The sequence below is a fragment of the Neobacillus niacini genome (assembly GCF_000759675.1).
Lineage (GTDB): Bacteria > Bacillota > Bacilli > Bacillales > Cytobacillaceae > Neobacillus > Neobacillus niacini_A.
Window position 1 is genome coordinate 25,031 of the sequence record NZ_BAWM01000011.1, and the last position, 20,916, is coordinate 45,946.

The window sequence follows — 20,916 nt, forward strand, 5'->3', positions numbered from 1 at the left end:
CATTTCATGATTATAAAAACTGAAAATAAAATAACTCAAACGGTTCCCGAACGCATATCCATTCTATCAAAGATTAGATGGGGAGACCTTACTCCCTTTCTTTTCATTTCTCCTTGGATCATTGGTTTCTTCTGTTTTACGTTCGGACCCTTGATTTTTTCTCTTATCATAAGCTTTTTTGATTGGCCTGTTGTTGGAACTCCAACGTTTATTGGTTTCAAAAATTATGTTGATATGTTTACAAATGATCCAGTGTTTTGGCAATCTTTAGGAGTTACTTTTAAGTTTGCTGCTATTTTAGTACCGTTAAACATCGGTATTGCTCTCTTGCTAGCTATATTATTAAATCAAAAAGTAAAATGGCTTTCAGGCTATAGAACGATATTCTATCTTCCTACGGTTGTTTCGGGAGTAGCCCTTTCAATGATTTGGTCATGGATGTACGACGGAGAATACGGTTTACTAAACTATCTACTATCATTAATAGGCATTAATGGACCAAACTGGCTAAATGATCCAACCTGGTCACTTTTTGCCATCGTGTTTGCAGGTATTTGGGGGCAAGGGACTATGATGCTGATATTCTTAGCCGGTTTAAAAAATATACCGAAAGACCTATATGAAGCTGCAGATATAGATGGTGCAAGTAAATGGCACAAGTTCGGTAAAATAACACTTCCGATGCTGAGTCCAACCATTCTGTTTAATGTCATTACTGCTATCATTTCAGCATTTCAACAGTTAACACTCGCGCTTGTTCTAACAGGTGGAGGACCTTTAAGAAAGACGTATTTCTATGCGATGTATGTTTATGAAAATGCTTTCAAGTATTTTAAAATGGGTTATGCATCCGCAAATGCTTGGTTTATGTTCTTAATTATTTTGGCTCTGACATTACTGGTTTTCAAAACATCTAATACTTGGGTTTACTATGAAAATGAAATGAAAAAGAAACAAAAATAGGAAAGGAGGAATATGATGATTACGAGAAGTATAACAACGAAGGTTATTGTACATACAATACTGATTATTTTTTGTTTATTTTTTATCGCACCATTTCTTTGGATGTTCATTACAGCTGTAAAAACCCCTGCTGAGACATTTGTTTTTCCTCCGAAACTAATTCCGTCTCAGTTTGAATTTAGTAATTTTTATAAAGCCTGGACGGTTTTACCTTTTACAACATTTCTGAAAAATTCATTGATTGTTACAGGATTAGGCATCATCGGACAACTATTATCATCTTCTTTAGTAGCTTATGGATTTGCCAGATTCAATTTTAAAGGAAGGGACATTCTTTTTCTAATTTTACTTGCAGGAATGATGATTCCCTGGGATGTAACTGCGATTCCCTTATATATGGAATTTAATCAGTTGGGCTGGATTAATACTTTAAAACCACTGATTGTTCCTACCTTTTTTGGATCACCCTATTTCATTTTTTTACTTCGCCAATTTTTATTAGGAGTTCCTAAAGAAATGGAAGAAGCAGCGATCATAGACGGGGCGAACCATTTTCAAATTTTTTCTCGGATATTCATTCCGTTAATGGCTCCAGTATTGGTGGTTGTCGGTGTGTTTCAAATGTTAGGCTCATGGAATGATTATTTAGGACCATTAATTTTTCTGAACGATCAAAGTAAATACACTTTAACGTTGGGACTCATGCAATTCAAAGGGATGTTTGGAGTTGATATGACTTCTATCATGGCTTCGACTCTATTAATTTGTATTCCTCCCGTTATCGTATTTTTTATAGCACAGCGCTTTATCCTGGATGGCGTTCAAAATACAGGTATCAAATAATGTTTATTTCCTACCTGATCAAGGAAGACAGAAAGGAGGAAGTGGGCCGTGATCGCAAGGATTTATCATTTATTAGAATGGATCATGAAATTGTTATTTCTTAATTTATTGTGGATTGGATTTACATTGATTGGTTTTGGGGTGTTTGGATTATTCCCATCGACTGTTGCTATGTTCCAATTAATAATGGATTGGATCAACAAAAAGGATACAAAAATGGTAGCAACTTTTTGGAATTCCTATCAATCTAATTTTAAAAAATCGAACAAAATGGGTTTTGTCATCGTTTTAATAGGCTCGATACTTATGACGGATCTTTATTTTTTTCAAATGTATGACACCTTGGTAAGTAGGATTCTTTACCTTTTGAGTTTGTCAATGCTTTTATTTTATGTAGTGAATTTACTCTATATTATTCAGACATTTAATCATTTTGAAGTAAAAACATTTCATTATTTTAAATATGCCACATTAATAGGCATAACAAATCCGATAAAAACGATCATGATCATCATCACTCTCATTCTGATGTCACTTCTTTTTTTAATATATCCAGGTCTATTTTTCATGTTTGGTGGTAGTGGTATTGCACTAGTCATCGTATTGTTTACAAAAAATAATTTTGCTCGCTTAAAAGGTGTTGCTCTATAATTCAATATTCTAAAAAAGAAAAAGAGGAGGAGAGGCTATGATCACACAAAAGGTAAACATTGAGGCCATTCATGAAGATAGTGTCAAAGTCAAAATTGACCAAAGAGAAGAAAATGGAGTTTTATTTGTTCATATCCATATAGGATCAGAACAACCCATTCAATTCCCAAAAGTTAATTTAGTTTGGCATCACCCAATTGTTGATATTCAATCATATTGGCATCCAGGATCCTCCCGTAGTAAAAGTTTCGGTGTGGATTGGGATGGAGGTTTTTCTTCTAAAGCAACAGTATTAGCCCCGGTTGGCTGTTTCTATAATCAAGAAGGACAAAACAGGCTGGCTGTAGCATATTCCAATGCGATGGATACTGTTAATTTTAATTTGGGCGTCCACGAAGAAACTGGATCGATGAAAGCGCAAATCACATTATTTACAGAGCCATCCAAAGTTCGATCATCCTATGATGGAGTGATTCGAGTCGATATGAGGGATATTCCTTATTATCAAGCAATCCAAGATATTTCCGTGTGGTATGAGGAAATGGATGGATATGGGCCATCCTTTGTTCCAGAAACTGCGAAGCTTCCTATGTATTCGACATGGTATAGCTTCCATCAGGACATAACTGATGATGAAATCGAGAAACAATGTGAGATTGCGAAACAGTTAGGTTGTGGGGCTGTTATCGTTGACGATGGCTGGCAGACAGAAGATGATCATCGTGGTTATGCTTATTGTGGAGATTGGGAAGTGTCTCCTAAAAGAATCGTGGGCATGAGGGAACATGTTGAGAGAGTACATGATTTGGGGATGAAATATTTATTGTGGTATAGTGTACCATTTGTGGGAATCTATTCAAAGACGTGGGAGCGCTTCCGAAGTAAAATTTTATATTTCAATGATAATCTCCAGGCGGGAGTTTTGGATCCACGTTACCCAGAAGTCAGGGAATATTTGATATCTACTTACGAAAAAGCTCTGAAAGAGTGGGATCTAGACGGATTTAAATTTGATTTTATTGATTTATTTGATTTAAATCGAGCGAAGGGCCAAGCAATTCAATTTGATCCAGAACGGGATTATGAATCCGTACAGGAAGCGGTGGATCGTCTATTTACTGATATTATGGAAAGTTTAAAATTAATTAAGCCAACCATTATGGTTGAATTCAGACAAAGATATATCGGACCATATATGAGAAAATATGGAAATATTTTCAGGGTAGGAGATTGCCCGAATGATGCAATTACAAACCGTGTTGGTATTATGGATCTACGCTTACTATCAGGAAACACTGCTGTTCATTCCGATATGATTATGTGGAGTCCAGAAGATACGACTGAAAATGCGGCACTGCAATTAATCAATGTTATTTTTGGTGTACCGCAATTTTCCATGCGTTTTGAAAAATTAAATAAAGATCATTTTGAAATGGCAAAGTTTTGGCTAGGGTTTTCGAAAAAATACCAAGACGTATTATTGAATGGTGATTTAAAGCCTACTGCACCGGAATTACTTTACCCGATAGTAGAAACTGTGAATGACTCAACCAGACTAATCGCCATTTACGCAGATGTTTGTATTAAGACTGGTACCAATATTCCAGAGGAATTTATTATTGTAAATGGCACTTTAAACGAGGAGTTCATCCTAGATTTAGAAAAAGATCTTGTCAATATAACAATTGAGACATACAGCTGTACTGGCAAATTAATCCGAAAACATAAAACCGATCTATCCAAAGGGTTACATAGGATGGAGACAGAGAAATCTGGAGTTCTAATTTTTAGAAAAGCCTAAATCGGATTATGGCTTCATGTTAATGAATGCTGGTATTCAACTAGAACAAACTGTTTTTAGGAACACTGCAATGGGACGATTTTTTCATGGATTTTTATTCTAAAAAGTCGATCCTAGTTGCTATAAATAATAAATAAAAAAGGTTCATGAGGAGGATAAAAATGTCAAAAATTACATTTCTAGGTGCAGGTAGCACGGTATTTGCGAAAAATGTTCTTGGTGATTGTATGCTTGTTCCAGCGTTAGAGGGATTTGAATTCGCACTATATGACATTGATGTGCAAAGGTTAAAAGATTCCGAGAATATGTTGACCAACTTGAAAGAAAGCTTGAATAAAAATATACAAATCAAAGCCTATTTAGATCGAAAGGAAGCGCTTAAGGACGCAAAATACGTCATTAATGCCATTCAAGTGGGTGGTTATAAGCCAAGCACAGTGATTGATTTTGAAATTCCTAAGAAATATGGTTTACGGCAGACGATTGCTGACACGGTAGGGATAGGCGGTATCTTTCGTAATCTCCGAACCATTCCTGTGCTGCTAGATTTTGCAAAGGACATGGAAGAGGTTTGCCCTAATGCCCTCTTTCTAAATTACACCAACCCTATGGCGGTATTAGCAGGCGTGATGAATCGTTTCACAGCAATTAAAACAGTGGGCCTATGTCACAGCGTTCAAAGTTGTACAAACGAACTATTCAAATCATTGGGCATGGATTCTGAAGGTGTTCAAGAAAAGATTGCAGGAATTAACCATATGGCATGGCTATTGGAAGTAACAAGAAATGGTGAGGATCTCTATCCAGAAATTAAAAGAAGGGCAAGAGAAAAGCAAAAAACAAAACATCATGATATGGTAAGATTTGAATTGATGGATAAGTTTGGCTATTATGTGACCGAATCATCTGAGCATAACGCCGAGTATCATCCGTACTTTATCAAATCTAGATATCCGGAGTTAATCGAAAAATACAATATTCCCCTTGATGAATATCCGCGCCGTTGTGAACAGCAAATCAAGAAGTGGGAAACCATGCGGGAGGAATTAGTCAATAATAAGGCATTAGACCATGTACGCTCAAAAGAATATGGTTCACGTATCATTGAAGCCATTGAAACGAATATCCCATTTAAATTTAATGGAAATATACTAAATACCGGAAGATTGATTAGCAACTTACCTGAAAAAGCCTGTGTGGAAGTTACGTGTATAGCGGATCGAAGTGGCATAGCTCCAACGTATGTTGGAGATCTCCCTGAGCAGCTTGCTGCATTAAACCGTACTAATATTAATACGCAGCTGCTAACCATTGAAGCCGCCATTACAGGTAATCGAGAATATATTTACCAGGCGGCGATGCTAGATCCCCACACGGCCGCAGAATTGTCATTGGATGATATTGTTTCCCTTTGTGATGATTTAATAGAGGCACATGGAGAGTGGCTTCCGGAATTTAAGAAAAAAGAGGAGATTACCTTCAGCTTGTAGGATTTTATTTTAATCAAGTAAAACAACGTACAGTTTCAGTTACGGAATGGGTCCAAGATAGGGAATCAAAAAAATATGGAAGAGTTAATCGAAAAATTGATATGCTCCCAATAAAGTAGACAGTTGAAATATTAAAAATCTGTTTACTTATTGGGGGCTTTTTCTATTAGAGAATAGCTTTTTATTTATTTTGAAACAGAGTCATATGTTAATATTCTTCTAACGTAATACCTCGATTTTGGATTGCAGTTGAAATATTACCTACATAACGAATATGCCAATGTTCGTATTTATAACCCGTAAATGGATTCTTTTCCTTTTGGATACGGAAACATCTAAATTGTGTTAGGGTTTTTTCTGTTTTAAGGGTCAGTCTCTATAGGGGACTGACCCTTCCTACGTCTCTAGCCCTAATTGAAAATCAAACTCTGGCTCAATTATTTAAATCCATCAAAAAAGGTAAGATGATATCAAGAAAGCAAAGGAGGAAAACAAAATGAAAAAATTTGGTTTAGTTTTAGCAGGTGGAATTGCAGCCATCATCTTATTATCTACACTTGGTCCGATGGTGGGGTTACTAATAAGTTTGGCGATTTTATATTTCATTTACAAACAGTTTTTAAAAGCAGAATCAACCGGAGGAAAAATTGCACTAGGTATTTTAGGAGTTATTTTTCTAATGGCTTCTATTTCTAATGCGCCTGCCATTATCGGTGTTGTGGCTGCCTACATTCTTTACCTTGTTTATAAAAAGTGGAATTCCAGCAAACACACCGTAATCAAACAAGAATCTGATCCATTTGTAAATTTTGAAAAGCAATGGAATGAAATAAAAAACTATTAATCGAAGGAGAGAAAATAAAATGACAAACCTTTTCACAAGAATTAAAAATACGGTAACTGCCGACTTAAACGAGGCACTTGATAAAAAAGAAAAACAAAATCCGATCGCATTACTTAATCAATACCTTCGCCAATGCGAACAGGAAACTGAAAAAGTTGCAAAGTTCTTGGAGCGTCAATCTTCACTTAAGGATGAGTTTACAAAAGAACTGTACCATGCAGAGCAGTTAGCTGAAAAAAGGAAGTATCAAGCTGAAATTGCTTTAAAAGCTGGTGAAACAGAGCTTTATCAATTTGCCTCTGACGAGCATCAACTTTATTCTAATCGCTCAGAGAGAGTAAGAGCATCCCTTGAGCAAGTAAAAGGGCAGCTAGGTGAACTAGAAAGAAAGCATGGAGATATGAAGAACAAACTAAAAGATATGCAGCTTCGTCGGATGGAGCTGATGGGACGTGAAAACGTAACAAGAGCAAACCATCGAATCGATCAAGTATTAGAATCTAACACTTACTCAGATAAATCAATCTCACGTTTCGAAGAAATTGAAAATTATATTGACCGTCTCGAAAACCAAGTAAATCGTTCATATAATCAAACAACGATTGACGCACGAATAGAACAATTAGAAAAAGAAATGAATCATTCTAAATAGAAAAAGTTCAAAGCAAAGCAAAACGCATGGATGAAGTATTCCATGCGTATTTGTATTTATAAACTTTGTTTACTTATCCACTTTAAAAAGTTATCCATAACGGAATCGATGAACTGAACAGTTGGCTCATGAACCAGCTTTCCAGATTCATCGAGCTTTTCATGAATGGCTCCGATAAATACTTCATTTCCCGGTAAAGTTAGTGCAGAGATTCCAGGAGAATTTAATATCTGTCTTAAGTGCATTTGCGCACGGACGGTTCCTAATGCCCCTGGGGAACTGCCGACGATCATAACAGGTTTGTTTACCAATACTTTATCGACACGAGAAAACCAATCAATTGCATTTTTTAAAAAGGCAGGAATAGAGTGGTTGTACTCAGGTGTAACAAAAAGAACACCGTCACTTTCAGCCACCTTTTTCTTAATCTCGATTACGATTTCTGGCGGCGTTAGCTCATCATCTTGGTTATACATCGGTAGTTTTTCAATAGGCAGAATTTCAATCTCTGCAGTCTTCTGATACCGATTTTGCATATAAATAGCTAATTTTTTATTAAATGATTCCTTCCGGTTACTACCAACAAGTGCTACGATTTTCACGCATATCTCTCCTTTCAAGTCAGTATTAATAGTATCACTTTCATGATTGTAATTCATTTTCAAAGAATTTTTTTTTATTATTCTTTGCTAAAATTTAGACAGACATGGATATAGGGGGGGAAATGATTGAAAAAGTATACGTTTGTAAAGGGATATCGAGAGAACGAACCATTAAGGGATAGTTTTAATCAGCTGGCTACTAAGACTTTTGGTATAGATTTTGAAGCCTGGTACCTAAATGGTTTTTGGACAGACAAGTACCAGCCCTATTCATTTACCGATAATGGGCAAATAGTAGCGAATGTGTCGGTGAAAATTTTAAACTTAGTAATTAATAACGAAACCTTCTTCCTATTTAATCGTATAATTAAAAGTAATATTTTACATAATTGGAAACTGGGGTGTGATAATAATGGAAAATCAAACAGAAATCATTACAAAAGAACAAAAGCCTTCATTATTAGGGATGTTTACGAGTCCGGGTGAACAATTTGAGAGGATTAAGCAGACTCCAAAAATTTGGGTGCCACTGCTAATTATTAGTATTCTATACGCAGTCGGAATGACATTAATGGCGTTATCAATGGATGCCTCAACCTTAATTGGGCAAGGGATACCAGACGATCAAGTAGACCTGGTTTTAGGTATCACGAAGGTAACGGTTGCTGTAACAGGAATCTTAACACCAATTATCGGTGTGCTTATTAGCAGTGCGATTCAATTAATTATTACCAAGATTGCTAGTTCTCCCGTTACATTTAAACAATTATTTTCAATGAATACTTATATCATGGTGATAGGTGCAGCAGGAGTTATTCTAAATACAGCGATTAGATATGCAATTGGCGGGAATCCAGAAATATATGTTACTAGTTTAGCAGGTTTACTAAATCAAGATAAAGCGGGTATCTTAGGTTCATTTGAGGTTTTCACAATCTGGACGACGATCGTAACGGCTATCGGACTCCATAAAACAGCACAATTATCAAAGGGCCTTGCTTGGACGATAGCGATTGTCTTCTTCATAATCGGAATTGGCTTTGCATTAATAGGTAGTCTGCTGCAAGGAGCGTCGATGTTATAATGAAAAAGAAAACATGGATTATGATTAGTGTTATCAGCCTGGTCATCATCATGATTTCCGTCAGTGTTTACCGGGAGGTCTTTGCAAAAGGACCTTCCGTTGAAACAACTGAGATGAAGGAAGAGGAAATCTCCTCTATGTTAATGATTCCAGGTACAGTTAAGCTTGAAGAAGAACAAATTATTTATGCGTCTCCCGAAAAAGGGGAGCTTAAAGAGCTTCTTGTGGTAGAAGGTCAGGAAGTAACGAAAGGTACGGTAGTAGCAAAGCTTCAAAATCCTCAGTTAGAACTGGAAATGGAGCAAAATAAGCTGTCTATTGAATCTGCTAATTTGAAAATAAATCAACTTGATAAACAATTGAAGCTTTTAAACGATAAAGAAAAGACACTTGCAGATCAGGTGGGTAAAGAGGAAGCAAAAAAACAGCTTTCCCCTGAATATGAGCAGCTAGAGATGGAAAAGAAGCTTGCTAATTTAGAACTGAAGCAAACCACACTTCAAAAGGATATGATAAGTAAACGTCAAAGTGAATTAGAGATTATTAGTACAATAGATGGTGTCGTCCTATCCGTGAATAAGCCAGATTCATCTTCCATGGAAGCGAGCATGTCTAAACCTATCGTACATATTGGTAAACTCGATGCAATGATAGTAACAGGACTGTTGTCAGAATATGACACATTGAAAGTAAATAACGGACAGAAAGTGATTCTCCGTTCCGATGCTGTACCTGATCAAGAGTGGCAGGGAGAAATAATGAAAATATCTCTACTCCCTGAACAAAATCAAACTGCTCTCCAAAGTGGAAGTCAGGCTGTACAGTATCCAGTAACGATGAAGATTACAGGTGATAGTAAAGCATTAAAACCAGGGTTCCAAATTATCATGGAAATTGAAACGGACAAAAAACAAGCAAATGTCCTTTCAATTGATGCACTATACGATGATGGAGACCAGCCATATGTTTTTATCATTAAGGATGGCATTGCGAGTAAGAAAAATGTTAAAACAGGCATCACATCGGGAGCAAAAATTGAAATTTTAGAAGGTATAACAAAAGAAGACACCATTGTCATTAACGGACCAGATTCAATCAAGGATGGCATGGAAGTGACCGTGAAATGATCGAGCTAGAATCTATTACCAAAACTTATTTGCTTGGAAAAGAGAACGTTAATGTATTAAATAATATTAGTTTAAAAATAGAGCAAGGAGAATTCGTTGCCATCATGGGTCCCTCGGGTTCAGGAAAATCGACCTTAATGAATATGATAGGCTGTTTGGATAAACCAACTTCTGGGAACTACACCCTTAGCGGAGAAAATGTTTCTCATTATAGTGAAAATGAACTTGCACGGGTTAGGAATCAATCGATTGGATTTGTATTCCAGCAATTTCATTTATTACCCCGTTTATCAGCATTGAAAAATGTGGAACTTCCGATGATCTATGCAGGAGTTTCCAAAGTAGAACGTCAGTTAAGAGCGGAAGAAGCGTTAAACAAAGTAGGATTATCTGATCGAATGGACCATTTACCCAATGCCTTATCTGGAGGGCAAAAGCAGCGTGTCGCTATCGCTCGAGCGATTGTGAATAAACCAAAGATCATTCTTGCAGACGAGCCCACAGGAGCGCTAGATTCCAAGACAAGCACCGCAATTATGGAGCAATTCAGGGAACTAAATGGGGAAGAAGGCGTTACGGTAATCGTTGTTACCCATGAATCTGAAGTGGCCGCGTATGCGAATCGTACTATATTTGTTCGAGATGGCATGATTCAGTTACCTTCAGCTTCCAATAGGGGGGCGTCTGAATGAGTTTTATGGAAAATCTTTTGATGGCGTTAAGTTCATTAAAAGCGCATAAAATGCGAAGTATTTTAACGATGCTTGGTATCATTATTGGAGTTGGAGCCGTAATCATTGTAGTGGCAATTGGGCAAGGCGGAGAGGCGATGCTTAAAACTCAAATCACCGGTCCAGGAAACACGGTAGAACTGTTGTATCAGCCTTCTGATGAAGAAATTCGTGCCAATCCAAATATTTTCTTGCAGGCCCCGTTTAAACAGGAGGATATTCGGGCTCTTGAGCAGATACCAGAGATTAAAAGCATTGTTGCATCTAGCACACAAATGTCATCTGTTAGATTTCAGCAGGAAACCGCTGATGTGTCATCCACAGGTATTAATCAAGCTTATGTTAAATTAAATGAAATGAAAGTTGAAAAAGGGAGAAGTTTTTCCACTTCAGATTTTCTAGGTGGTCGTCGTGTAGGTCTAGTAAGTCATGTTATCCAGGAGGAATTATTTAAGGGCAAAAATCCTGTTGGAGAAGTCATCACAGTGGCAAATCAGCCGATTGAAATCATTGGTGTATTAGAAAAACCGACAGGTCTCCTTTCTTTTAGTTCTATGGAGGTTTATCTACCCTTTCAAACATGGCGAACGATTTATGGCAGTAGTGACTTTACCCAGGTAACTCTTCAAGCAGACACTTCAGACCAGCTTGAGAGTGCAGGTAAAAAGGCCGCCAGACTATTAAACAATATGCATAATACAGAAGATTCCTATCAAGTGCTCAATATGGAAGAAATAGCCGCTGGGATTGGGCAGATTACAAGAATCATGACGCTAATTATTGGCAGCATTGCAGGTATCTCGCTGTTCGTGGGCGGTATTGGTGTGATGAATATCATGCTCGTTTCAGTAACTGAGCGTACAAGAGAGATCGGAATTCGAATGGCGCTGGGTGCCACGAGAGGACAGGTTTTAACACAATTCCTAATTGAATCGATGACGCTAACATTAATTGGTGGGATACTCGGAATTTTTCTTGGATGGGGAACGGCAAGTATTGTAAGTTTCTTTGCTGGATGGCCATCTTTGATATCTTGGCAGGTAGTGTTAGGCGGTGTTGTCTTTTCGATGGTGATCGGTGTTGTGTTTGGACTGCTGCCAGCAAACAAGGCATCTAAATTAGACCCAATTGAATCACTAAGATATGAATAGCATCATCGGGGATGGGAAAAATTTTCATCCTTCTTTTTTATTTTTCTTATTATTTGAATATTCAATTATATTAATCTATAATTGTTTAAAACCATATTACCTGAGTCAAATAAAAGTATAAAAGGAGACGAGCTGAGTATGGAAAAGGTTAGTGTTGAAAATAAAGGTTATTTTGGTGAGTTTGGAGGAAGTTTTGTTCCAGAGGAGCTTCAATTAGTACTAAATGAGATGGAAACACAATTCCTAAAGTATAAAGATGACCCGGATTTTATCGAGGAATTCAACTATTACCTTAAGGAATATGTTGGGCGTGAAAACCCGTTGACCTATGCAGAAAATTTAACGAAACAAATGGGCGGAGCAAAAATCTATCTAAAACGAGAAGATTTAAACCATACTGGGGCCCACAAAATAAATAATGCAATTGGTCAAATATTATTAGCGAAAAGAATGGGTGCGAAACGAATTATAGCCGAAACAGGAGCAGGTCAGCATGGTGTAGCAACTGCTTCTGCCTGTGCCATGTTTGGAATGGAATGTATTATTTATATGGGTAAGCTTGACACTGAGCGTCAGGCGCTTAACGTCTTTAGAATGGAACTATTAGGGGCGAAAGTTATCCCAGTAGAGAAAGGGCAGGGTCGATTAAAGGATGCAGTAGATGAAGCTTTAGCAGACTTAGTTCAAAACTATCAAAATACCTTTTATTTATTAGGATCAGCAGTGGGGCCTCATCCATACCCATCCATGGTTAAATACTTCCAAGCCATTATTAGTGAAGAATCAAAGCGCCAAATTATTGAAAAAGAAGGCAAGCTGCCAACTGCGGTAATTGCCTGTGCAGGCGGCGGCAGTAATGCCATTGGTGCTTTTGCACACTATATAGATGAAAAATATGTACGTTTAATTGGCGTGGAGCCGGAGGAAGCACCGACCTTAACAAAAGGAATTCCAGCCGTCATCCACGGCTTTAAATGTTTAACATTATTAGATGAAAATGGAGATCCACAACCGACCTATTCGATTGCAGCCGGATTGGATTATCCGGGTGTTGGACCAGAGCATAGCCACTTGAAAACGAGCGGAAGAGCGGAATACGTTACGGTTACAGGGCAGGAAGCATTAGAGGCATTTCTGCAGCTCAGCAAAACCGAGGGAATCATTCCAGCGTTAGAGAGCTCACACGCCGTTGCTTATGCTATAAAACTAGCAAAAGAATTATCGAAAGATGATGTCCTGGTCGTCAACCTATCAGGTCGCGGAGACAAAGATGTAGAACAGGTATTTAAAATGTTAAAAAAATAATAATGGTGACTAGACGTATCGGATAACGATGCGTCTTTTTGTTTTTTAAACGAACATTAGTCGAATGACCTTGTAAATCCATGGAAAAAATGAGAATCTTGAATCGAGGAAAAATAAAATAAAAATTACTCCCAACAGGAGGGAGCAGATGATTAAGAAAAAAATTCGCCATATTCAACGCTACCGTGACATTGTATATGCTTTTACCAAGTATGGATTTGGTTTTGTGATGAAAGAATTAGGGCTCCTAGACCTTTTAGCGGTACCGAAGAAGGTATTTGTTGAAGGAAATAAAACACTGAAAAGCAGAACAACAGGTGAAAGAATTAGAATGTTTCTCGAGGAACTTGGTCCAACCTTTGTGAAAATTGGTCAAATTGCCAGCACGAGACCCGATATTATTCCTGCTGAAATCCTTCATGAGTTGGTAAAGCTTCAAGACCGTGTCTCCCTTTTTTCATTTGATGAAGTTAAAAGAATACTGGAACAAGAATTGGCTGATTCTCTGAAAAATTCATTTGCAGAGTTCTGTGAAACACCGCTGGCTGCTGCATCCATTGGTCAAGTTCATTATGCCGTATTGCTTACTGGAGAACGTGTAGCAGTTAAAATTCAACGACCCAATATTATTAGTGTAATTGAAACGGATTTAGAAATCCTTCAGGACCTCGCTAGATTAGCAGAAAGTAGAATCGATTGGGTGGAAAGGTACCAAATTCGTACAATTGTAGAAGAATTATCAAGGTCACTTCGTGAAGAATTAGATTATGAAAATGAAGGCAGAAACGCTGAAAAGATTGCTAAACAATTCCATAGTGATCCAAAAGTCCACATTCCAAAGGTTTATTGGGAATACACTACTAAAAAGATATTGACGATGGAATTTATCGATGGAGTTAAATTAAATGAAATAGAAAAACTTCATCGAGTGGGATACGACACAAAAGTATTAGGTGAAAAAGTAGTAAATGCTTTATTTCATCAAATTCTAATCGATGGATTTTTCCATGGAGATCCCCATCCAGGTAATATCGTTGCACTCCCAGGTCAAGTTATTGCCTTTATGGATTTTGGCATGGTGGGGCGGATCACTCCTGAAATGAGGACTCATATTGCTTCCTTTGTCATTGCATTAATGCGTAAAAACACACCAGAAGTAGTGAAGGCAATTACAAGCATGGGGCTTGTACCAGATGATGTGAATGTAAAACAATTACATGGAGATGTGGAAAAGCTTAGGGAAAAGTACCTGGATGTTCCTTTTAGTCAGATGAGTGTAGGTACTGCTGTCAATGAACTTTTTTCTGTTGCCTATCGGCATAAGATTTTGATCCCAACCGATTTAACAATATTAGGAAAAACGTTGCTGACATTGGAGGGCACAGTTGAAAAGCTTAACCATGAAATTAGTATTTTAGCAGTAGCAGAACCATTTGGACGACAACTGCTTATGGATCGCTTTAAGCCGAAAAATGTGGCTGAGTTTGCATGGTCAAACTTTACAGAATACGGAGATATCCTTCAAGAATTCCCAAAAACCATTAAGGATTTGTCATCTGTTATGAAAAATGGGAAAATGCAAATTGAAATAACAACACCGGAAATAGAACCTTTCCTTAAAAAACTTAATAAGATAAGCAACAGACTCTCCTTCAGTATTGTATTACTATCCTTTAGCCTTATTTTGGTAGGAATTATTATTGGTGCTTCATTATCAGGACAACCATCCATCATGTTATATAAACTGCCAGTAATCGAAATCGGTTTTGGGATTGCCACCACAATGTTCCTGTTACTTTTATATTCTATTTTTAAATCGGGAAGGTAAGGTACTAAGAAGAGTACTTCGACATAAAGAGCTGAAATAAAAGCATAAAAAGAGTAAACCAAGTAGAGTGCCTGACCAATTGGTCGGGCATTTTTCTTATGAAGAAGAATATAATGAACTATACAAAGGAGATATCATTCAAGCAAAAGGGGCGGAATATGTATAAGAAGAGAGTTAAATATTATCTAAGTTATAGCAGATCTGCCTATATATCTATAAATAAAAGATTATTATACGTCTTCTGCGGCGCTTCACTTGTTGCCATTTCATTACAGATGTTTTTAGTGAAGAATAATGTAATTGATGGTGGTATCGTTGGAGTAAGTATTATACTCTCGCATATTTCTAGTATTGAGATTGGTTTGTCTCTCCTACTACTAAATACACCCTTTTTCTTATTAGGATATTCATATCTGGGTAAAAGATTTCTTATTCTAAGCCTTTTTGCTATTTCTGTGCTTTCAATGGGTACCTATGTTCTAGAACCATATCCTTCCATAACCAATAACCCATTTTTAGTAATAATCATAGGAGGGATTATCTTAGGATTAGGTGTAGGCATAGTTATCCGATTTGGAGGGTCATTAGATGGTACAGAGGTTTTGGCTATTTTATTTAGTAAACGAATCCCTTTTTCAATTGGACAAATTGTATTATTTTTTAACTTTTTTATATTTAGCACATCTATTTTCATATACGGTTTGAAGGAAGCTGTTTTTTCATTAGTTACGTTTTTCATAGCTTATAAAACCATTGATTTAACCATAAATAATTGAATAGATAAGATATGGAATCCATATTAGTGGATTCTTTTTTTTTGTAGATTTCCTACAATTCTGTGAACACTATACAATCATTCGACAAAAACCACACCTGCAGGACGATTTGGATCAGACAATGATATGAAAGGACCTGCATTATTTTTAGCTTCTAATTATGTTTACGGTCATATTCTTGTTGTAGATGGCGGGACAAGTGCTAGTGTACAATAATAATATAAAATGCCCAGTCAAATGATTAGGCATTTTTTGTTATTATTGATTTTTTAGAAACTCAAGTACGCGACTAGTAACTAAATCATTCGCTTCAGTTACATAAATGTGACCTGCGCCATTGATAGTAAGGAATTCGGCATTTGGTATTTTTTCAGCCAGTGTAACACCATTTTCATATGGAACTAATTTATCCGCATCTCCATGAATCACCAAGACAGGTACTCTTATTTGGTCGATTTCATTGTAAGTGTCATGAGCAAGACATGCTTGAAGCTGCAGCATATAGGCATATGGCAGGACAGGTATCTCAATTCTCCTTTGGACATCTTCAGCTATTAGGTCCCTATGATTTTCAATAAAAGATTGACTGTAGAGGATTGGCGCAGTCGCCCAAGCCATTTCTTCCGGTGTGGCTATAGAAGATGCTCTAGACAGCATCAGCATGGAGACATCGGCACTAGGTTGAACATGTTTTTCCCCACCTGAAGTTGTACAGCCTAGGATTAGGGACCTAATCCGCTCTGGATATTTCAATGCAATTCTTTGGGCAATCATTCCTCCCATTGAAATTCCATATACATTAGCAGACGCTACTCCGGCGGCATCCAGAACGGCTCTAGCATCATCGGCCATTAATTCGATCGAATAGGGAGAATTCGGCTTCCCACTTAGACCAACACCACGATTATCAAATACTATCACCTTATATTGTTCACTTAGAGCCGGGATCGTTCGAAACCAAGATTTAGAAGTAAGTGATAACCCCATAATTAATAGCAGGGGTTCACCCTCACCATGAACTTCATAATATAAATCAATTCCATTAGCCTTAGTTATAGGCATGCTAAACAACTCCTTAATTACTAATATTGTCATTTATATGAAACCTCACATTACTAAAGAACAAAAAGGAATCAGAAAAAACGGTAAATCCTTATTGGAAAATATATATTTTTTAGAGTGTTTTTTAACAAAATGGTGAAATTTGTCGAAAATGGTGGGTTTACAAATTTGCATTTTATTATAATAATTTGAATTATAGTAATATTCATTTTAGATTGACTAAAAATGACAATCTCTTTATTCATATAGCAACATACTAACCGGTTAGATGAGAGGGTGTTTATGAAATTCAGTCATCACGATCCTGTGATTTATTACAAAAATCTAGAAAAAGAGTGGAACAAGCGGATTCATGCACATACCAATTGTCAAACCTTTACACATGCTTTTGGAAAAGCAATTGAAAACCACTTAGACCATGTTGTGATTCAACAAAAGGTAATAAACAATTGGTTAACTGTATTTGATATTCCAACGAAAGATGATTTTGCTGATCTTGCAGAAAGTAAAGTTGATTGTGAGGATAAGATAGATAATCTTGAAGAAACACTTTATATGCTAAATTTGGGTTTGAATAAGGACAATTCCGAGTTAAAAAAACTTAATAAATCTCTAAGTGATATGCTTTGTTTATTAGAAAATGAAGTGAAGGACTTAAAGGCCAATAAAATAAGAACATTGAAGACTGAACTAAAGGATTTGAAGAAGTTATTTAATGAATAAACATTTGGAGGAGAAAACAATATGGCTATTAGAAATGAATCAGAAGTGGAAAATCAAGGTATCAAGGATCATCAACTTTCAAGTTTTGAATTAATGTGGAGAGCTGCTTATGAAGAAGTGGATGAATGGGCAGGGCGCTTAAACCATCATGATGATTTATTCTTAAATGCTACTAAGCAATATGTTGAGAGAATTAAAAGAAATCAGGAAAATAGCAAAGCCATTACGGAGCAATTTAGGAGAGAGCTTCTTGAGTGGGAAAAATATGCTCGTGAGGAATTACTCATGACCACGACTACCATTCAACATTTTTTCCCTGTTAAATCTTATGAAGAGATCAACCAAGTCGTTGATGACATTCAGAATAAAACTACATCTCTATTATCAACACCAATTCGTACATTAACGAATGGACAAGCCCTTGACAAGTATTTAGACACAGTTGAACAATATATTTCTTTTAGAAAGAAAAGTCGAGAGAAATATATTGAAGGTGTGAAGAGTACAACCAATATTTTATATGAAAATCAAAAAATATTCGTTAATCTATTTGAAAAGCAAGTAAAATCTGCACTTTTACCTTTTCAGCAATATATGAAGAATGCTACGGAGTCAAAATAATCATAACTTTTTTGAGGTGAACCAGATGTCGACTAAAAGACCGTATGATCCATATGATTCTTTCAAAAGGTATAGTGAAATGTGGGAAAAACAAATAAATGATTTTCTTTTTCTTTTGTCAAATAACAATGAATTTGTCAAAATGTCAAAAGTAGGGACTGAGGCACACTCTCGATACCTAGAAGCATTTAAAAAGAATCAAGAGGCACTTGCAGGTGTACTCAATATTCCAACTAAAAATGACTTGGCAAATGTAGCTTCGTTAACAATTCAAACGGAAGAAAAAATTGAATCCCTTGAGGCACACATTTGGGATTTACAGGATTCAGTGAAATCACAAAGTAAAGAAATTGAAACTGTTGTAGAGGTATCCAAGGAAATTATTAAACTAACAAAACAACTAAAAACAGAGTTAGTAAAAACGAAAAAGGAACTAGCAGATTCAAAGGATCTGCAAAGTGAACTACAAGAGATAAAGTTCGAGCTAAATAAATTAAATAATCTTAAAGATGAAATAGAGATACTTAAAAGCCACGTTGAAAAAGACAATCAAAAAGAACCCGACTTAACAGGAGCTGGCTCAACAAAATAAGTAATAAAGGGGGGCTAAAGAAGTGGCAGTTGAAACACCATTTAAGGATTTATTTCCACCATTAGAATCTGAAAAAGAATTGAAACGCTGGAAGCATGTTTTTCAATTATTAAATGAACCTGAACCGAAAATAGGTCATACTCCTAGGACAGATGTTTGGAAAAAAAATAAATCAGTTTTATGGTATTATCCAGCAAAACAAAAAAAATATGGAATTCCATTATTTTTCGTCTATTCCTTATTTAATAAACCATACATTCTTGATATTGCCCCGAAGGCCAGCGTGATTGAGGGACTTACAAACCGTGGGTATGATGTGTATTTATTAGATTGGGGTACTCCAGGGTATGAAGATAAAAATATGGGTCTGGATACATATATCCAAAAGTATTTAAGGACTGCAGTTAAGCGTGCTATCCGCCATTCTGGTGCGGAAGAGATTACACTTGTTGGTTATTGCCTAGGCGGGACTATTGCTTCGATATATGCTTCGATTGCTGAAGAACCGATTAAAAACTTGATTGTTGCAACTGTTCCCATAGATTTTACAGCTTTTGTTGGTCCAGATAAATGGGCAGAGGGTCTAAGGAATGGTGATTTTCATGTTGATCGCTTAATTGACGTTTATGGAAACCTTCCGTCATCCTATGTGGAAGCTATGTTTCGAGCTGTATCAGCTCCAATTTATTTTAGTCACTATACAATGCTGTTGAATCGAGCCAATGATCCTCGATATGTGGATAAATGGCGTCGAATGAATAAATGGACTACAGATCAGGTTCCATTTGCGGGTGAGGCATTTAGACAATTAACGAATGACCTTTTTAAGGGGAACAAGCTTGTTAAAGGCGAATTAATGATTGGAAATAAAAATGCTGATTTAAAAAATATTAAATCGAACTTATTTGTTATTTCCTCATCAAACGATAATTTAGTTTTAGAACAACAAAGCTTGCCAATTATGGATTTAGTTGCTAGTGAGGATAAGACGTACAAGTTGGTTGAAGCAGGTCATGTTTCCTTAGCATTAACCGGATTGTTCGCAGTAGTTGTGGATGAGTGGGCTTCAACTCGTTCAAATCCGCTGTAAATTTTTGTACTAAAGGTAAGTGCAAGCTTATATAATGTTTAGGGAGAAAGGGAAGGATGGTCCTTCCCTTAACTTGCTTTTTTATGTTTATTTAAAAAGTTACGAAGCACCTCGTTAAAGGCTTCTTTTGCCTCGAGCTTAGCAATATGTCCTGTATTTCTAAAAATGACAAATTCAGAGTGCCTAATTTGTTTATGCATTAATAATTGTATCCAAACAGGTGTGACTGAATCATATTGACCACCAATAATTAAAGTCGGAACCTTTATCATTGGGAGCAAACATAAATTATTTACCTTAAGGCATGCTTTCATTGAAGGGAGGTAATATTCACGATTAGGCTGATAAAATTTTTTGAACTTCTCAATGTTTTCGTCAGTCCATGAGTAGAGGCAAACTCGTGCTGCTATATTTTTTTGCTCCTCGATGGAAAATGATTCTGATCGTAGCTTGCGAAATTTTAAAAATATCTCTCCGATATGTTTTGGTGCATAATGGAAAGTACTTACGAGCATAAGGGACCGACACATTCCTGGTGCCTGACGATAGATTTCTTGAGCAACCATCCCGCCCATTGATAACCCACAGATGTGAGCGCTTTGAATCCCAAGACCCTTTAACAAGCAAATAACATCGAGTGCAAAGTTTGAAATGGAAATTTCCTCATTGGTAATATACTCTCCATGTCCCCTTAAATCTGGAATAATCAGATCATACTGTTCTGCAAACTCAAACTGGTTGGACCAGCCTTCCTTTATTTCGCCAAGTCCATGAATAAAAACCAAAGGCTCACCAGCACCCATTCGTATATACGGTATTCCACAAAATAACTCACCCAAATAAACTACCTCCTATGGTCTGTCATATTTAACTTTTTTGCCATAATTCGGATAGTGTAAACAGGTATAATGTTGTAATTAACATATTATATATTTCTTCTTTGCATAATATTACCAATAGGTGTAAATTACATATATCTG

At 36.5% G+C, this 20,916-nt stretch carries 22 protein-coding genes; 19 read left to right on the plus strand and 3 right to left on the minus strand.

Features of this window, described 5'->3' with window-relative positions; translation table 11 throughout:
- Nucleotides 1–6: 6 nt before the first annotated feature.
- From TR08_RS05375 to TR08_RS05405, 7 genes are all read left to right on the plus strand, one after another.
- On the plus strand, nt 7–963 hold the full coding sequence (locus TR08_RS05375) for a carbohydrate ABC transporter permease (RefSeq protein WP_045516380.1): 957 nt from the start codon (nt 7–9) through the stop codon (nt 961–963).
- Between the two features lie 15 nt (nt 964–978).
- Nucleotides 979–1,806, plus strand: coding sequence for a carbohydrate ABC transporter permease (locus tag TR08_RS05380; RefSeq protein ID WP_045516381.1), 828 nt, complete (start codon nt 979–981; stop codon nt 1,804–1,806).
- Nucleotides 1,807–1,854: 48 nt separating this feature from the next.
- Nucleotides 1,855–2,457, plus strand: coding sequence for a YesL family protein (locus tag TR08_RS05385; RefSeq protein WP_045516383.1), 603 nt, complete (start codon nt 1,855–1,857; stop codon nt 2,455–2,457).
- 37 nt (nt 2,458–2,494) lie between these two features.
- Nucleotides 2,495–4,258, plus strand: a complete 1,764-nt coding sequence (locus TR08_RS05390) for a glycoside hydrolase family 36 protein (RefSeq protein WP_045516385.1) — start codon at nt 2,495–2,497, stop codon at nt 4,256–4,258.
- Between the two features lie 161 nt (nt 4,259–4,419).
- Nucleotides 4,420–5,748: an alpha-glucosidase/alpha-galactosidase gene (locus TR08_RS05395; RefSeq protein ID WP_045516387.1), complete on the plus strand. Its 1,329-nt coding sequence runs from the start codon at nt 4,420–4,422 to the stop codon at nt 5,746–5,748.
- A 496-nt stretch (nt 5,749–6,244) separates the two neighbouring features.
- Nucleotides 6,245–6,592, plus strand: a complete 348-nt coding sequence (locus tag TR08_RS05400; RefSeq protein WP_045516389.1) for a lmo0954 family membrane protein — start codon at nt 6,245–6,247, stop codon at nt 6,590–6,592.
- A gap of 19 nt (nt 6,593–6,611) precedes the next feature.
- Complete coding sequence (locus TR08_RS05405; RefSeq protein ID WP_045516391.1) at nt 6,612–7,244, plus strand: PspA/IM30 family protein; 633 nt, start codon at nt 6,612–6,614, stop codon at nt 7,242–7,244.
- A gap of 56 nt (nt 7,245–7,300) precedes the next feature.
- Here TR08_RS05405 and TR08_RS05410 read toward each other — a convergent pair whose 3' ends face one another.
- Nucleotides 7,301–7,846, minus strand: coding sequence for an NADPH-dependent FMN reductase (locus TR08_RS05410; protein WP_045516393.1), 546 nt, complete (start codon nt 7,844–7,846; stop codon nt 7,301–7,303).
- Nucleotides 7,847–7,972: 126 nt separating this feature from the next.
- Here TR08_RS05410 and TR08_RS05415 point away from each other — a divergent pair, with 126 nt between their 5' ends.
- From TR08_RS05415 to TR08_RS05450, 8 genes are all read left to right on the plus strand, one after another.
- On the plus strand, nt 7,973–8,332 hold the full coding sequence (locus TR08_RS05415) for a hypothetical protein (protein WP_045516395.1): 360 nt from the start codon (nt 7,973–7,975) through the stop codon (nt 8,330–8,332).
- Nucleotides 8,259–8,930 carry a Yip1 family protein gene (locus TR08_RS05420; RefSeq protein WP_045516396.1) on the plus strand — a complete coding sequence of 224 codons (672 nt, stop codon included), beginning with the start codon at nt 8,259–8,261 and terminating at the stop codon, nt 8,928–8,930. Before TR08_RS05415 ends, TR08_RS05420 begins: the two co-directional genes overlap by 74 nt.
- Nucleotides 8,930–10,057: an efflux RND transporter periplasmic adaptor subunit gene (locus TR08_RS05425; RefSeq protein ID WP_045516397.1), complete on the plus strand. Its 1,128-nt coding sequence runs from the start codon at nt 8,930–8,932 to the stop codon at nt 10,055–10,057. The genes TR08_RS05420 and TR08_RS05425 overlap by 1 nt, the downstream gene beginning before the upstream one ends.
- A complete protein-coding gene (locus TR08_RS05430; protein WP_045516398.1) occupies nt 10,054–10,749 on the plus strand; it encodes an ABC transporter ATP-binding protein in 696 nt (231 codons plus the stop codon). Before TR08_RS05425 ends, TR08_RS05430 begins: the two co-directional genes overlap by 4 nt.
- Nucleotides 10,746–11,939, plus strand: a complete 1,194-nt coding sequence (locus TR08_RS05435; protein WP_045516400.1) for an ABC transporter permease — start codon at nt 10,746–10,748, stop codon at nt 11,937–11,939. The genes TR08_RS05430 and TR08_RS05435 overlap by 4 nt, the downstream gene beginning before the upstream one ends.
- Nucleotides 11,940–12,077: 138 nt before the next feature.
- Entirely contained in the window at nt 12,078–13,244 is a 1,167-nt protein-coding gene (gene trpB, locus TR08_RS05440) for a tryptophan synthase subunit beta (protein ID WP_045516401.1), read from the plus strand.
- A gap of 148 nt (nt 13,245–13,392) precedes the next feature.
- On the plus strand, nt 13,393–15,072 hold the full coding sequence (locus TR08_RS05445) for an ABC1 kinase family protein (RefSeq protein WP_045516402.1): 1,680 nt from the start codon (nt 13,393–13,395) through the stop codon (nt 15,070–15,072).
- A gap of 158 nt (nt 15,073–15,230) precedes the next feature.
- Nucleotides 15,231–15,848: a YitT family protein gene (locus TR08_RS05450; protein WP_045516404.1), complete on the plus strand. Its 618-nt coding sequence runs from the start codon at nt 15,231–15,233 to the stop codon at nt 15,846–15,848.
- A 258-nt stretch (nt 15,849–16,106) separates the two neighbouring features.
- On the opposite strand, the gene TR08_RS05455 is transcribed toward TR08_RS05450, so the two are convergent.
- The gene (locus TR08_RS05455) at nt 16,107–16,910 is read right to left on the minus strand and encodes an alpha/beta fold hydrolase (protein ID WP_052427350.1); all 804 of its coding nucleotides are present in this window, start codon (nt 16,908–16,910) and stop codon (nt 16,107–16,109) included.
- A 282-nt stretch (nt 16,911–17,192) separates the two neighbouring features.
- On the opposite strand from TR08_RS05455, the gene TR08_RS05460 reads away from it, so the two are divergent.
- Genes TR08_RS05460 through TR08_RS05475 form a run of 4 tightly spaced genes read left to right on the plus strand, consistent with a single transcriptional unit; the run spans nt 17,193 to nt 19,936 of the window.
- Complete coding sequence (locus TR08_RS05460) at nt 17,193–17,633, plus strand: hypothetical protein (protein ID WP_045516405.1); 441 nt, start codon at nt 17,193–17,195, stop codon at nt 17,631–17,633.
- Nucleotides 17,634–17,654: 21 nt separating this feature from the next.
- Nucleotides 17,655–18,254 carry a hypothetical protein gene (locus tag TR08_RS05465; protein ID WP_045516406.1) on the plus strand — a complete coding sequence of 200 codons (600 nt, stop codon included), beginning with the start codon at nt 17,655–17,657 and terminating at the stop codon, nt 18,252–18,254.
- Nucleotides 18,255–18,279: 25 nt separating this feature from the next.
- Entirely contained in the window at nt 18,280–18,846 is a 567-nt protein-coding gene (locus TR08_RS05470; RefSeq protein ID WP_045516407.1) for a poly(R)-hydroxyalkanoic acid synthase subunit PhaR, read from the plus strand.
- Nucleotides 18,847–18,868: 22 nt separating this feature from the next.
- A complete protein-coding gene (locus TR08_RS05475) occupies nt 18,869–19,936 on the plus strand; it encodes an alpha/beta fold hydrolase (RefSeq protein WP_052427351.1) in 1,068 nt (355 codons plus the stop codon).
- Nucleotides 19,937–20,004: 68 nt separating this feature from the next.
- Here the strand turns inward: TR08_RS05475 and TR08_RS05480 are convergent, their stop codons facing one another.
- Nucleotides 20,005–20,775, minus strand: a complete 771-nt coding sequence (locus TR08_RS05480; RefSeq protein ID WP_081954358.1) for an alpha/beta fold hydrolase — start codon at nt 20,773–20,775, stop codon at nt 20,005–20,007.
- Nucleotides 20,776–20,916 lie beyond the last annotated feature (141 nt).